This is a genomic window from Pseudomonas sp. F220 (genome assembly GCF_057813935.1).
This window is the reverse complement of record NZ_JBVASJ010000012.1, coordinates 82,367-96,432: the sequence shown is the minus strand read 5'-3', so window position 1 is coordinate 96,432 and position 14,066 is coordinate 82,367. Positions and strand designations below refer to the sequence as shown.

Below are 14,066 nucleotides of genomic sequence, written 5' to 3'. Positions count from 1 at the left end.
ACAGCTAATCAAAAACCAACGCTGCAGGCACATCAACATCCCACAACACACCAGGATCCTCCACCGGCACTTCCAGTACCTTGGCCGAGGCAAACAGCGGCTTAGCCCCGCGATCACCGGACAATCTCATCAACGCCGGCCCAAACGAGCGCCCAAAGCGCACCGGATGACCATATTCAGCGTCGAACACCGGAACGCTGATGACGTCGTCCTGCCCCTCCTTCAACACCCGCTCAATGCTTGCCGACAAGATAAAAGGCATATCCCCCAGCACCACCAACCAGCCACTCGAAACGGGACTGGCCGCAACGGCTGCCGCGATACTGTCGCCCATGCCAGCAGAGTCCAGCAGCAATACCTGGCAGCCATAAACCTGCGCCAGCCGGATCACTTCGAGTCGATCAGCTGTTGTCACCAGCAGTCGCTCACTCAGACTGGCAGGCAGACTCAACAACACCTGTTCAATCACTGGTCGAACGACACCGTCACGGCCCTTGCACAACGCCAGCAACTTATCCTGTTCGGCACCCGCAACTTGCCGGTAGCGGCTGCCCTGCCCTGCGGCAAGCACGATGGCGCATACCGAGCCGCTCAAGCCACCACCTCGCCCAACGGTTTCTTCTGCAACAAATCAATGCCGTTTTTGATCGCGACAATCTCCGACATCACTGACAAGGCAATTTCCGCTGGCGTATGACTGCCAATATGCAAACCGATAGGGCCATGCAAGCGGTCGATGGCTTGTTGGGTCAGCCCAAGCTCAGCGAGGTTTTCCCGACGCTTCTGGCTATTGACCCGAGACCCCAGCGCGCCGACATAAAACGCTCGGGAGTTGAGCGCCGTGAGCAGCGCCATATCGTCCAGACGTGGATCATGGGTCAAGGCGACAATCGCCGTTCGTTCGTCGGCTTCGATACTCAACACCGCGTCATCCGGCATACCCGGTACAAAGCGGCCATGCTGCTCTTCCCAGCCATAGACGAACTCCTTGCGTGGATCACAGATCAGCACTTCGAAATCCAGCAGCCGCGCCATCTCTGCGACATAACGGGACAGCTGACCAGCGCCGATCAACAACAGCCGCCAACGCGGACCATAAATCGCACGCAAGATTGTGCCGTCAAAGCTCAAGACATCGGTCTTGCTCGCCGCGAAGAGAACGACCTCGCCGGTGGCCAGATTCAACTCCCGCGCGACAATTTCATGGGCCTCGCAACGCGCCAGCAACTCAGCCACCCAGGCCGGATCGCCGACCCGCTCTTCGGTCAGCCGTAAGGTGCCACCGCACGGCAAGCCAAAACGCGCGGCCTCCTCGCGGGTGACGCCGTAAGTCACCAACTGCACTGACGGCCCGTCCGTGGGCAAACGGCCGTCGTGCAAGCGGGCGATCAAGTCGTCCTCGATGCAACCACCGGAGACCGAGCCGATCACCACGCCATCCTCACGCAAGGCCAGCATGGCACCAGGGGGGCGCGGCGCACTGCCCCACGTCTGGACCACGCTGTAGAGCACTACTCGCTGCCCGGCACGGCGCCATTCCAGCACGCTGCGCAAGACATTCAGATCGACGCTGTCCATCAGGCTTTCTCCTGCTGCCAGCCTTGCAACTGGTAGCGAACCGGCAGACTGCGGATGCGCTTGCCGGTAGCCGCGAAGATCGCGTTGCACAACGCCGGAGCGATCGGTGGCACGCCCGGCTCACCGACGCCACCCAACGGCACATTGCCCGCAGGCGTAACCAGATGCACAGCGACTTCCTTCGGTGCGAGGTTCATGCGCGCCACCTCGTACATGTGGAAATTGTCCTGCTGAACCTTGCCGCCCTTAAAGCTGATCTCTCCCAGCATGGCGTTGCCCAACCCCATCACACAGGCGCCTTCGAACTGCGAACGAATCCGCTCAGGGTTGATTTGCGGACCGCAATCCACCGCGATGTCGGCCTTATGGACGATCAGCGTGCCATCATCTTTGACTTCGACCTCGATCACCGCCGCCACGTAAGTGACGAAGCTGTAATGCACCGCCAGGCCAAGACCACGCCCTTTAGGCAATTGACGCCCCCAACCGGCTGCCTTGGCCGCGGTTTCCAGGACGCCACGCAAACGCGCGGTATCAATCGGATAAACCTCTGGGGATTCGCCGTAGTTCCACTCTTCGCTCAAGGTACGCGGATTGATCTGACGATCCGGGCCGAGCAACTTGAGTTGGTACTTGAGCGGATCCTGCCCAGCCTGATGCGCCAGTTCGTCGACAAAACTCTGGATGGCAAAACCGTGAGGAATGTTCGACACCGAGCGATACCAGCCAACCCGGGTATGGGCGGCCGCTTCGGGGTTTTCCAGGCGCACATTGGGAATGGCGTAGGCCATGTTGGTAAAGCCCATGCCCAGTTCGAACGCGCCTTCGTGATTCATGCCCGGGGCGAACAGCGCTGTGATGCTCGGCGCCACGGTGCGGTGCAGCCAACCGGACGGCATGCCGTCCTTGTTCAGGCTGGCCTTGAGATACTCGGCCGATACGGTATGAAAATAGGAACAGTGAATGTCGTCTTCCCGTGTCCATTGCACCCGCACCGCTTTGCCCGGAAAAGCCTTGGCCAGGATCGCCGCTTCGAGGATGAAGTCGGGTTTGGATTTTCGACCGAAGCCGCCTCCGAGCAGGGTGACGTTGACCGTGACTTTTTCGAAAGGGATGCCCAGGCGTTCAGCGATGCGCTCACGCGTCACTTGCGGAGCCTGACTCGGCGCCCAAGCCTCGCAGTGGCCGTTGTTGAAGCGCGCGATGGCGACCATCGGCTCCATCGGTGCCTGCGCCAAATGCGGCAGGTAGTAAGCCGCTTCCAGGCTGCTGTCAGCGCTGTTCATTGCCTCATCGATATTGCCGGTGCTACGCACCACTTTGCCCGGTTTCAGCGCTGCAGCTTCCAGTTCCTTGCGATAGGCAATCGAGTCGTAACCGGCGTTGACGCCGTCATCCCACTCGATCTTCAGCGCCTCGCGGCCCTTGATTGCCGCCCACGTGTTGCTGGCAATCACCGCAACACCGCCCAAAGGCTGGAATTCGGACGGCAGCGGACGACTCTCGATCTGCATGACCTTGATCATGCCCGGGACTTTCATCGCCGCTCGGTCATCGAAGGATTTGACCTTGCCGCCGTAGACCTGTGGTCGCGCCACAGTGGCAAACAGCATGCCGTCGAAATGCACGTCGGCGCCATAAATTGCACGACCATTGACGATGTCTGCACCGTCGATGGCTCGGGTGGCCTCTTTGCCAATGTAACGAAACTCTGAAGGTTGCTTGAGCCGCAAACTGTCCCGCGCCGGCACCGCCAACGAGCCGGCAGCGGCCGCCAGCGCGCCGTAGCCCAGCTCACGACCACTGGGCTGGTGAATCACTTTGTGCAATTGCGCACGGCACTCGGCCACAGGCACTTTCCATTGATCGGCCGCGGCGTGTTCAAGCATGGTTCGGGCTGCGGCACCGCAGCGGCGCATTGGCTCATACCAATGACGCATGCTGCGCGAACCGTCGGTGTCCTGGTTGCCGAAGCGCATTTCATCGCCCGGCGCTTGCTGGACTTTCACCAACGCCCAATCGGCGTCCAGTTCATCAGCGACCACCATGCTCAGGCTGGTGCGTACGCCCTGGCCCATTTCCGAGCGGTTGCAGACCACCGTCACACTGCCATCGGCGGCAATGCTGACGTAGACCTTGGGATCATCGATCCAGCCATTGGGCATGCCATCGGCACCGAATTTTTTCTCTTCGGCAAACGCGCTCTGCCAGCCCCAACTCGCTGCCAAAACCAATGCGCCCGTAGCACCGACGCCTTTAAGGAAGCCACGGCGGCTGAGGTTGCTCAGGACAAAATCATTCGGCAACGGGCTCATGCCTTGGCCTCCTGCAAATGGGTGGCGGCCTGCCGGATGGCGATTTTGATCCGGTTATAGGTGCCGCAACGGCAAATATTGCCGACCATTGCCTCCTCGATCTGTTCGTCGCTGGGATTCGGATTGACCTTGAGCAAGGCCGTGGCAGACATGATCTGCCCGCCCTGACAGAAACCACACTGGGCGACTGCCGTCTCCAGCCACGCTTGCTGAACCACTTGCCCGACCGGATCACTGTGGAGATTGTCGATGGTGCTGACGTTCTGACCCACTACCGAGCCGATTGGCGTGATGCAGCTACGCGCCGGTGAGCCGTCGATATGGATGGTGCAGGCGCCGCACAGGCCCATGCCGCAGCCAAATTTGGTGCCGCGGTAACCCGCCACGTCGCGAATAGCCCACAGCAGCGGCATATCTTCCGTGACATCCAGTGGGTGGTCTTGACCATTTAGCTTCAGGGTAATCATGGACACGCCCGCCTATAATCCTGGTTATGGGGTCGAGCAATCTGCCGCCTGACGCAGCGGTTAGACACAAGCAGATCGACTCAGGCTAATCGGCTCTCTTATGAAAACGACTGGGCTTTCATCGGGCCTTGCTTTGAACAAAGAGATACATCGTTAGGAGGCTAAGTTAAAGCAGCATTAACAAAAAAAACCTGCATACACGAAAGGTATGCAGGGCTCTGGATTCAGATTTCAAGCGTAGCTCAATACTGATTGGGCTCCATTTCCAGTTGAACCTTGAAGCGCTCGGCAATGTCTTTCTGGATTCGTTGCGCGAGGTGCAAAAGCTCCAGCCCGGTCGCCGCGCCGTAATTGACCAGCACCAGAGCCTGCAGCCGATGAACACCGGCATCCGCCTCTCGAAAACCCTTCCAGCCAGCACGCTCGATCAACCAGCCAGCCGCCAGTTTCATTTGCCCATCAGCTTGTGGATAAGCCACCAGGTCGGGGTACTCGCCTTTAAGCTCGGCAACCAAAGCCGCCGCCACCAAAGGATTTTTGAAAAAGCTGCCCGCATTACCGAGCACCGCTGGATCAGGTAGTTTCTCGCTGCGAATACTGCAAATGGCCTGGCTGACGTCGCTGGCGGTCGGATGGCCTATGCCCTGTTCAGTCAAACGTTGGCGAACCGGGCCGTATTCCAGGTGCAGATGCTCGGCGCGACTCAAGGCGAAGCGCACCCGCAGAATCACCCAGCGACCAGCCTCATGCTTGAACACGCTGTCGCGGTAGGCGAAGTTACACTCAGCCAGAGTGAAATCCCGCAGCTCGCCAGTCTGACGGTCCAGCGCGGTCAACCCGGCGAACACGTCTTTGATCTCGACACCGTAGGCACCAATGTTCTGCATCGGCGCGGCACCGACCGTGCCAGGGATCAGGCTGAGGTTCTCCAGACCGGAGAAGCCCTGCTTCAGGGTCCATTGCACAAACGGGTGCCAGGTTTCACCCGCCTCAGCCTCAACGACAACCTGGCTGCCGTCGTCACTCAACAGGCGAATGCCTCGCGTGACCATGCGCAGCACCAACGCCTGAACATCAGCCGTGAGCAACAGGTTGCTACCACCGCCAATCACCAGCAGAGGCAATGCGTGTTCAGCCGCATAAGCCAACCCTTGGCGGACATCTGCGTCGCTACGAGCTTCGGCAAACACCTGCGCACGGACATCAACACCAAACGTATTGAACGGTTTGAGGGAAACCTGCGTTTGCAGTTGCAAGGTCATAACCGTCCCTTCAATTCGATCACCAGCAAATCGCTGGCGCGCTCGATCAAGTCCAGCACCTGCTCGAAACCCTGATCGCCGTCGTAATAAGGGTCCGGCACTTCATCCACGCAAGACTCATAGCGACGCAGAAACAGGTCCAGCTCAGCCTTGCCCTTGGCCGGCTGCATAGCCTTGAGGTTGCGCAGATTGCTCTGATCCATCGCCAGAATCAGATCATAGGTAGCAAAGTCGGCGCGGGTCACCTGCTGGGCACGCTGAGCAGACAAGTCGTAGCCACGCAGCTTGGCGGCGGCTTGGCTGCGCTTGTCCGGCGCCTTGCCGATATGCCATTCGCCGGTGCCGGCGGAGGCGACTTCAACCTGATCCGCCAGCCCCGCCTCACGCAACTTGTGGCGCAGCACGCCTTCGGCCGTGGGCGAACGGCAAATGTTCCCCAGGCAGACAAACAGAACCCGCATCAAACCTCCAGCAGGCGCCGAACGCGCTCGAGATCTTCAGCGGTATCAACACCCGCCGGTAGTGCTTCCAGAGCATCGGCGACGTGAATCCGCACGCCATGCCAGAGTGCACGCAACTGCTCCAGACACTCCGTGTTTTCCAGCCAGCATGGCCCCCAACTGATGAAGTCATGGAGGAAACCGACACGGTAAGCGTAGATCCCGATATGTCGGCGGTAAGGCACACCGGCCGGCAAATGCTCGCGGCTCTTGGCGAAGTCATCCCGTGCCCAAGGCAAGGTGGCACGACTAAACGTCAGCGCCAGGCCATTGAGGTCGCTGACTACTTTGACCACATTGGTGTTGAACAGGGTTTCAACGTCTTCGATCGGTTCGGCCAGCGTCGACATACGCGCTTCGGGATGGGCGGCCAGATTGGCCGCAACCTGATCGATCACCGCCGGGGGAATCATGGGCTCATCACCCTGCACGTTGACCACAATGGCGTCCGCGGCCAGGCCGAGCTTCGTGGCGACTTCGGCCAAGCGATCGGTACCAGAGTTGTGATCCTCGCGGGTCAACACCACTTCGGCACCGAACGCCTTGCAGGCTTCGATGATGCGTGCATCATCGGTGGCCACCACCACCCGCTGGGCGCTGCTCTTGCAGGCCTGTTCCCAGACGTGCTGGATCATCGGCTTGCCGGCGATCATTTGCAGCGGCTTACCGGGCAGACGTGTGGAGGCGTAACGGGACGGAATGACGACGGTGAAGATTGTGGTCATTTATCCAGTCGCTCGTCAGTGCTGAGGGTGCGGGCTTCACTTTCAAGCATTACTGGAATGCCATCACGAATCGGATAAGCCAGACCGGCGCCTTTGCTGATCAGCTCGGTTTTATCGGCACTGAGCTTTAGCGGACCTTTGCAGATCGGGCAGGCAAGGATGTCGAGCAATTTGGTGTCCATGAGAATTCCCTGGATAAAAGCGTTTTAAGGCAAAAGACGAGCAGGCAACAAGCGCATCATCTGCGTATCGAACCAAGCAACGAACGCCGGAGACGGCACTGCGTCGACCGCCAGATACCACCAGTCGGCTGCCGCGAAAGCACGGCACTTCACCGCATCCTTCTCGGTCATGACCAGCGGCAATGACGGCATGAAATTCAAGGCCGCTGCGCTGTACTCTGCGTGGTCGGCAAAAGCATGCGGGACTGGCCGCCAGTGTAGCGTTTCAAGAGTATTGAAGAAACGTTGTGGATTGCCGATACCGGCCACTGCGTGCACGGCCTGTCCTGCCGGGAAGTGGTCCAGCGAGCGGCGTTCCCCAGTCAGCAGATTGACCAGTGTGGTGGGCTCAAGCCTGAAGGCGAAGCCATCGTCGCGATCCTCCGCAGCGCCGTTGTAGAGCAATGCATCGACGCTCTGCAGGCGCTCGATCGGCTCGCGCAACGGCCCGGCGGGCAGGCAGCGACCGTTGCCCAAACCGCGTGCAGCATCGATCAGCACCAGTTCAAGGTCACGGGCCATGCGGTAATGCTGCATGCCGTCGTCAGAAAGAATCAGATCCAGAGGCTCAGCGGCCAGTAATGCCTGCACGGCGCGACTGCGATCCGGGTCGATCATCAGCGGCACGCCGCTGCGCTGGACGATCAGTAGCGGCTCATCGCCGGCGACTTCAGCACTGTGCTCGGCCTCGACCCGCCATGGCAGTTGCGGTGGCTTGGCGCCATAACCGCGGCTGACCACGCCCACCCGCAGGCCGCTGCGCTGGCAATGTTTGATCAACCAAAGAATCAGCGGCGTCTTGCCGGTACCGCCCACCGTGATATTGCCGACCACAACCAGCGGCACCGGCGATTGGTAGATGTCGCCCTCACCGGCCAGAAAGCGTTTGCGCTTGCGCAGCACCACACGTCGATACAACCACTCCAGCGGCTGCAGCAACTTCAGCGCGGGATGGCCGGCATACCAGGCGGCGAGCAGACGATCGGAAAGTGCCATCAGTGAGCCGGCGGCGCCTCGACGGTGGTCATGCGCAAATGGCTGAAACCGAGCTTGCCGGCGGCATCCATGGCGGTGATCACGGCTTGATGCTGGGTTTTGCCGTCAGCGCTGATCGACAAAGGCAGCTTGGTGTCGCCTGCGGACTCTTTCTGCAGCGCCTCCATCAGGCTTGCCAGATCGTTTTTGGGCAGCAATTGGTTATTCACCGTGAACACACCATCAGCGCTGATGGCGATGTCCAGTTGCTTGGCCGCGTCTTCAGCCGGCGAACCGCTGACGGCTTCCGGCAGATCGACCCGCAACTGGGTTTCACGGGTAAAGGTGGTGGTCACAACAAAAAACAGCAGCAGGACAAACACCACATCGATCAACGACACGAGGTTGATGTCGACGTTTTCCCGTTGTTTGCGGCGGAATTTCACGCTTTGCCCTCGACCAGATCGACATCACGGTCGCCCTGCACCACTTCGACCAGTTTGATCGCCTCCTGCTCCATGCCCACCACCAGCTCATCCACGCGGCGTTGCAGGAAACGGTGGAAGAACACCGATGGAATACCAACAATCAAGCCTGATGCCGTGGTGATCAATGCTTTGGAGATGCCACCGGCCAGCACCGCGGCGTTGGTGGTCATACCCGAGCCCATGAACGAGCTGAAAATATCGATCATGCCCAATACCGTGCCCAACAGCCCCAACAATGGCGCCATGGCGGCGATGGTACCCAGTGCGTTGAGGTAGCGTTCGAGTTCATGAATCACCCGCGCAGCGGCTTCTTCGATGCACTCTTTCATGATCTCGCGGCCATGTTTTGAGTTGGCCAGGCCCGCGGCCATGATCTCGCCCAATGGGGAGTTGGCGCGCAGTTCCTTGAGTTTTTCTTTGTTGAGTTGTTTGTCCTTGATCCAGAGCCAGACCTGTCCGAGCAAATGATCGGGAGTAACGCGGCTGGCTCGCAGGGTCCACAAACGCTCGGCAACGATGGCCAGCGCAGCGATGGAACTCAGAATGATCGGCAGCATCATCCAGCCGCCGGATTTGACCAATTCCCACACAGTGACAGTCCCCTCGAAAAAGTGCGCCACTCTAACATAGGGCCTCGACGCACCGAAGACCGTGATGTTGCCTGTCGTCCGGGTTTAATAACCCACGGTTATTTGCTCCCGACCGGATCGCGCCAGAAGCGTCGTTGCTGGCGCATTGCCTCAGGCAGCTTGAAGGCGCCCAACTGCACGCGCAGGGCGCCTTGCTCTGCACTGTCATAAGCAATCATGTCCAGCTTGCGGTAACGCGCCATCACTTGCGGGTGGGGATGACCGAACGAATTGCCGCGCCCGCGCGAGATCAGCACCGCTGTAGGCGACAGAGCGTTGAGAAACGCCATGGAGGACGAGCTGCGACTGCCATGGTGCGGCGCCTGTAGCCAGTCAGTGGCAACGGCCAAAGGACTGTCCAGCAATGCGCGCTCGGCCTGGGCGTCAATATCACCGGTCAATAGCAGGCGTTCACCATTGGCCTGAACCTGCAACACGCAGGATTTCTGATTGCTGTCGGTGGCGGATGGCCATTGCCAGAGTTCGAAACTCACCCCATCCCATTCCCATTTCTTGCCACTCTCGCACGACTGCGCTTGCAGCTCGTCAGGTAAAGCAGCCGGGTCGCCACTCACCACGCGTGCCACCGGCAGCCCTCGCAGAACCGAACGAGCACCACCGGCATGATCGGCGTCGGCGTGGCTGAGCAGCATCAGGTCCAGCTCTCGCACGCCCAGCTTGTGCAGCGACGGCAGCACCACCCGCTCTCCGAGATCGAAATCACCGAAACGCGGCCCGGCGTCATACAACAAAGTGTGATGACGAGTACGCACGATGATGGCTAACCCCTGCCCGACATCCAGCTGCCAGATTTCGGCCTGGCCTTGGGATACTGTTTTGTGCGGCACAAAAACCATCAACAGCAGCATCGGCCAACCCAAAAGCCGCAACGGCAATCCTTTGGGCAATAACAGTAGAAAAGCACCAAGAACGCTTATCCCCCAGACCCAAAGAGGAATCGCCGCGGGCACCCACGCAGGCACATAGCCCGCCACTAGCGCCAGTCCTTGAAACAGCCAGTCGATCAGGCCGCCAGCCAGCCACAGCAGCCCCTCACCGATATACGGCAGCGGCAGGAGCAAGGTTCCCAGCAAGGCCGGAGGCAACACCACCAGGCTAATCCAAGGCACGGCGACTAAATTGGCCAGCGGCCCGCTGATGCTGATGGGCAAGCCAAGAATCAGCAGCAAAGGACACAAACCAATAGCGATCAACCATTGGGCACGGGTCCAGGTCTGCCATCCACTCCAGGCGCCCAACCGTCCGCTGAAGGTGAATATCAACACCGCCACCGCCGCAAACGATAGCCAAAATCCCGGCTGCAAGCTCGCCAGCGGCTCAAGTAACAGGACGGCGTTCAACGCCAGCAACAGTGGCCACCAGGCACCCAAATGCCGAAACCGCAGCCGCCAGAGCAGGACCAGACCGATCATCACGCACGCTCTGCGTACCGGCACTTCGAACCCGGCCAGCAGGCCGTAACCCAACGCCGCGCAAAAGGCCAACGCGCAGGCCCACGGCAACCAGGGCAAACGCCTCGGCCATACCCCATACCGTGCCAGCCCGGCGATCAGCATATAAATCGACCCGGCCAGCAGACCAATGTGTTGCCCGGAAATCACCAGCAAATGCACAGTGCCGGTATCTTGCAGAACCCGCCAATCGGTGGGTGTCAGCCCGGCGCCGTCGCCCAGCACCAAGGCTGCCAACGCACCTGCCCGGCCCTGTGCATCGACGTTCAATAGTCGCTGCCTGATGTCGTCGCGCCATGCCCACTGGGCACTTCTGAGCAACTGCCCGTCCTTGACGGTGCCAGTGGCGCCGATTCGTTGCGCCAGCAACCAGGCGTCGTAATCGAACGCATGGGGATTGAGCAAGCCGCCGGGGCGCTTGAGCTTGACCGCCAGACGCCAGCGTTCGCCGCTGTTGACCGCCGGCCCGCCGTACCAGGCCAACCGCATCGACTTTGGCAATTGAGTCCGCCGAGACTGCGCGCCCTCAAGTTCGAAACGCACCACACCCTCGGCGTTTTGCGGCAAGCCCACCACGCGTCCTTCGACCCAGCGTGTTTGTCCGTCGAGACTGAGCGCCAGACGATCATTCAAAGCCCACTGCGCGCCCGCACACGCCCAACTGAAGCCGAACAGAAAAAATGCCAGTGGATAAGTCCGAAACGGTAAAAGCATCAATCCCAGCACTGGCAACAGCAGCAATAACCAGCTCGGCGGCAGCGCCGGCAAGAAGCGCAGGGTCAACAGACCCAACGCGAGCGCAAACATCCCTGTGCGCATAAGCCCGTCCTTGAAAGTTCATTCTCTCGGAATAGCCGAGTCGCGCGGGGGCAGCTTTATTAATTGTCACAAAGTCTGAATTTGCCATCCGTAGAATCCGGGCATACTTGCCGCTTGAACCGACCGAGAAGCCCTATGCCCCGGCGCCTATTCAAACGTTACATGCCAGACCCGACCAGCATCAGGGAACACAAATCCTTACGCTTTCTCGGCACGCTGCTGCATGACCCGAACCTTTGGCACCTCAATCGCCACTCGGTAGCACGCGCGATGGCCGTTGGGCTGTTTGCCGCGTTCATGCCGATTCCGTTGCAAATGCTATTGGCGGCCTTTCTGGCGATCTCGGTGCGCGGCAACTTGCCGATTGCCGTCAGCCTGGTCTGGTTGACCAACCCGATTACCATGCCCGCAGTATTTTTCTGCACCTACCAGATAGGTGCCTGGCTGATGAATGTGCCAGCCAGAAGCCTGCCTGACGAGTTGACATGGGAATGGATCAGCGGGGAGCTGTCGACCCTATGGCAACCCTTCCTTCTCGGCTCGTTAGTCGCCGGCCTGGTGCTGGGCGCCCTCGGCTATTGCCTGACGATGCTCTACTGGCGCTGGTGGGTCAGCCGGCAATGGAAGCGGCGCAAAAAAAGTCGCCTGTAAAAATGCAAAAACGGCACCCTCGGGTGCCGTATTTGATTTGTAGGTGCTGGCGAAGCCTGCGATCTTTTCGGCGGACAATGCGTGACCGGGCGAACGCGCAGATCAAAAGATCGTCCGAACGCGGCCCGAACCTGCGGCAGCTCCTACGTGCGCATACCGCGCCCGCTGACCAGCAGACGGGCGCATCCGAAATACAGCACTACCGTCGCGACCAGCATAAAGGTGATGGCCACGCTGATCTTGATATCCGACACCCCGAGGATGCCGTAGCGGAAAGCGTTGACCATATGCAGCACCGGGTTGGCCAGCGACACGGTCTGCCAGAACGGCGGCAACAAGGTGATCGAGTAGAACACCCCGCCCAGGTAGGTCAGCGGCGTCAGCACGAATGTCGGGATAATCGAGATATCGTCGAAGTTACGTGCAAACACGGCGTTGATGAAACCCAACAGCGAGAAAATCGTCGCTGTCAGCACCACCACCAGAATGGTCACACCCAAGTGATGCACTTGCAGATCGGTGAAGAACAGCGATAGCAACGTCACGATCACCCCGACCATCAGCCCGCGCAACACGCCGCCCAAGGTGTAGCCAATCAGAATGGTATGCGGCGAAACCGGCGAGACCATCAGCTCTTCGATAGAGCGCTGGAACTTGCTGCCGAAGAAACTCGAGACCACGTTGCCGTAGGAGTTGGTGATCACCGACATCATGATCAGCCCAGGCACGATGTACTCCATATAGGTGAAACCACCCATATCACCGATCTGCCGACCGATCAGGTTGCCAAAGATCACAAAGTACAAAACCATGGTGATCGCCGGCGGTAGCAGGGTCTGCGGCCAGATTCGGGTAAAGCGCCGGACTTCACGGTAGACGATGGTATTGAGTGCAACGAGGTTGGGTTGCAGCTCAGAACTCATACCGCCACCTTCGACAGATTTTTCTCCACCAGGGACACGAACAACTCCTCAAGGCGATTGGTTTTATTACGCAAGCTCAGCACCTCAACGTTCTGTGCGGCCAATTGGCTAAACAGAGCGGTGATGCCAACCGCTTTATCGACCTGAACTTCCAGGGTGTGGCTATCGACCAGGCGGTTCGGATAACCGATCAGCTGCGGCGCAACTTTCATGTCGCTTTTCAGATCGAGCAGAAAGGTCTCGACATGCAGTTGGCTAAGCAACTGCCGCATGCTGGTGTTCTCGACAATCGTGCCATGGTCGATGATGCCGATGTTGCGGCACAGCTGCTCAGCCTCTTCCAGGTAATGGGTGGTGAGGATGATGGTGATGCCTTTCTGGTTCAACTCGGTGAGGAAGGTCCACATCGAACGACGCAGCTCGATATCCACCCCGGCAGTCGGTTCGTCGAGGATCAACAGGCGCGGTTCATGCACCAGTGCGCGGGCGATCATCAGCCGGCGCTTCATGCCACCGGACAGCGAACGCGACGGCACATCACGTTTGTCCCACAGACCAAGCTGGGTCAGGTATTGCTCGGCCCGCTCCTTGGCGATTTTCGGCGGGATACCGTAGTAGCCAGCCTGAGTCACGACAATGTCGAAGGTCTTTTCGAACTGGTTGAAGTTGAACTCTTGCGGCACCACGCCAATGCAGCGCTTGAGCGCGGCGGGTTCGCGATCGAGGTCATGACCAAAGATACTCACCGTGCCGCTGGTCTTGTTCACCAGGGTCGAGAGAATGCCGATGGTGGTGGATTTGCCGGCGCCGTTCGGGCCGAGCAAGGCGAAAAAATCACCTTCGGCGACATCCAGATCGATACCACTCAGGGCCTGGAAACCGTTGCCGTAGGTTTTGGTTAGCTGCCGGATGGACAGAGCGGAACTCATATCGGATTTACGCACCAAGAAGGGAAGAAAGTTACAAATAAGGGCGGACCGCACGCAATACAACGGCGGCGCACAAGACCAATGGTGCTTGTCGACGCCGCACAAGTACAGT

General features: G+C 59.4%; 15 protein-coding genes. 1 reads left to right on the top strand and 14 read right to left on the bottom strand.

The window, feature by feature from the left end:
- Positions 1–4: 4 nt before the first annotated feature.
- From ACZYSM_RS13335 to ACZYSM_RS13280, 12 genes are all read right to left on the bottom strand, one after another.
- Complete coding sequence (locus ACZYSM_RS13335) at positions 5–595, bottom strand: nucleotidyltransferase family protein (RefSeq protein WP_489071952.1); 591 nt, start codon at positions 593–595, stop codon at positions 5–7.
- Positions 592–1,578 (bottom strand): XdhC family protein, encoded by a 987-nt coding sequence (locus tag ACZYSM_RS13330; protein WP_489071951.1) that lies wholly within the window; start codon positions 1,576–1,578, stop codon positions 592–594. The genes ACZYSM_RS13335 and ACZYSM_RS13330 overlap by 4 nt, the downstream gene beginning before the upstream one ends.
- Complete coding sequence (locus tag ACZYSM_RS13325) at positions 1,578–3,893, bottom strand: xanthine dehydrogenase family protein molybdopterin-binding subunit (RefSeq protein WP_489071950.1); 2,316 nt, start codon at positions 3,891–3,893, stop codon at positions 1,578–1,580. The genes ACZYSM_RS13330 and ACZYSM_RS13325 overlap by 1 nt, the downstream gene beginning before the upstream one ends.
- Complete coding sequence (locus ACZYSM_RS13320; protein ID WP_489071949.1) at positions 3,890–4,360, bottom strand: (2Fe-2S)-binding protein; 471 nt, start codon at positions 4,358–4,360, stop codon at positions 3,890–3,892. Before ACZYSM_RS13320 ends, ACZYSM_RS13325 begins: the two co-directional genes overlap by 4 nt.
- A gap of 242 nt (positions 4,361–4,602) precedes the next feature.
- On the bottom strand, positions 4,603–5,622 hold the full coding sequence (gene murB / locus ACZYSM_RS13315; RefSeq protein WP_489071948.1) for a UDP-N-acetylmuramate dehydrogenase: 1,020 nt from the start codon (positions 5,620–5,622) through the stop codon (positions 4,603–4,605).
- A complete protein-coding gene (locus ACZYSM_RS13310; RefSeq protein WP_489071947.1) occupies positions 5,619–6,083 on the bottom strand; it encodes a low molecular weight protein-tyrosine-phosphatase in 465 nt (154 codons plus the stop codon). Before ACZYSM_RS13310 ends, murB begins: the two co-directional genes overlap by 4 nt.
- A complete protein-coding gene (gene kdsB, locus ACZYSM_RS13305) occupies positions 6,083–6,847 on the bottom strand; it encodes a 3-deoxy-manno-octulosonate cytidylyltransferase (protein ID WP_489071946.1) in 765 nt (254 codons plus the stop codon). Before kdsB ends, ACZYSM_RS13310 begins: the two co-directional genes overlap by 1 nt.
- The gene (locus ACZYSM_RS13300) at positions 6,844–7,029 is read right to left on the bottom strand and encodes a Trm112 family protein (protein ID WP_007931663.1); all 186 of its coding nucleotides are present in this window, start codon (positions 7,027–7,029) and stop codon (positions 6,844–6,846) included. The genes kdsB and ACZYSM_RS13300 overlap by 4 nt, the downstream gene beginning before the upstream one ends.
- 24 nt (positions 7,030–7,053) lie before the next feature.
- Complete coding sequence (gene lpxK / locus ACZYSM_RS13295; RefSeq protein WP_489071945.1) at positions 7,054–8,064, bottom strand: tetraacyldisaccharide 4'-kinase; 1,011 nt, start codon at positions 8,062–8,064, stop codon at positions 7,054–7,056.
- Entirely contained in the window at positions 8,064–8,489 is a 426-nt protein-coding gene (locus ACZYSM_RS13290) for an ExbD/TolR family protein (RefSeq protein ID WP_489071944.1), read from the bottom strand. Before ACZYSM_RS13290 ends, lpxK begins: the two co-directional genes overlap by 1 nt.
- Positions 8,486–9,121, bottom strand: a complete 636-nt coding sequence (locus ACZYSM_RS13285; RefSeq protein ID WP_419117992.1) for a MotA/TolQ/ExbB proton channel family protein — start codon at positions 9,119–9,121, stop codon at positions 8,486–8,488. Before ACZYSM_RS13285 ends, ACZYSM_RS13290 begins: the two co-directional genes overlap by 4 nt.
- Positions 9,122–9,219: 98 nt before the next feature.
- Positions 9,220–11,451 carry a DNA internalization-related competence protein ComEC/Rec2 gene (locus ACZYSM_RS13280; protein WP_489071943.1) on the bottom strand — a complete coding sequence of 744 codons (2,232 nt, stop codon included), beginning with the start codon at positions 11,449–11,451 and terminating at the stop codon, positions 9,220–9,222.
- Positions 11,452–11,586: 135 nt separating this feature from the next.
- Here ACZYSM_RS13280 and ACZYSM_RS13275 point away from each other — a divergent pair, with 135 nt between their 5' ends.
- Positions 11,587–12,102, top strand: coding sequence for a DUF2062 domain-containing protein (locus ACZYSM_RS13275; RefSeq protein ID WP_489071942.1), 516 nt, complete (start codon positions 11,587–11,589; stop codon positions 12,100–12,102).
- A 143-nt stretch (positions 12,103–12,245) separates the two neighbouring features.
- Here the strand turns inward: ACZYSM_RS13275 and ACZYSM_RS13270 are convergent, their stop codons facing one another.
- Both ACZYSM_RS13270 and ACZYSM_RS13265 read right to left on the bottom strand, forming a co-directional pair.
- Positions 12,246–13,025 carry an ABC transporter permease gene (locus ACZYSM_RS13270; protein WP_489071941.1) on the bottom strand — a complete coding sequence of 260 codons (780 nt, stop codon included), beginning with the start codon at positions 13,023–13,025 and terminating at the stop codon, positions 12,246–12,248.
- Entirely contained in the window at positions 13,022–13,954 is a 933-nt protein-coding gene (locus tag ACZYSM_RS13265) for an ABC transporter ATP-binding protein (RefSeq protein ID WP_489071940.1), read from the bottom strand. The genes ACZYSM_RS13270 and ACZYSM_RS13265 overlap by 4 nt, the downstream gene beginning before the upstream one ends.
- Positions 13,955–14,066: the final 112 nt, after the last annotated feature.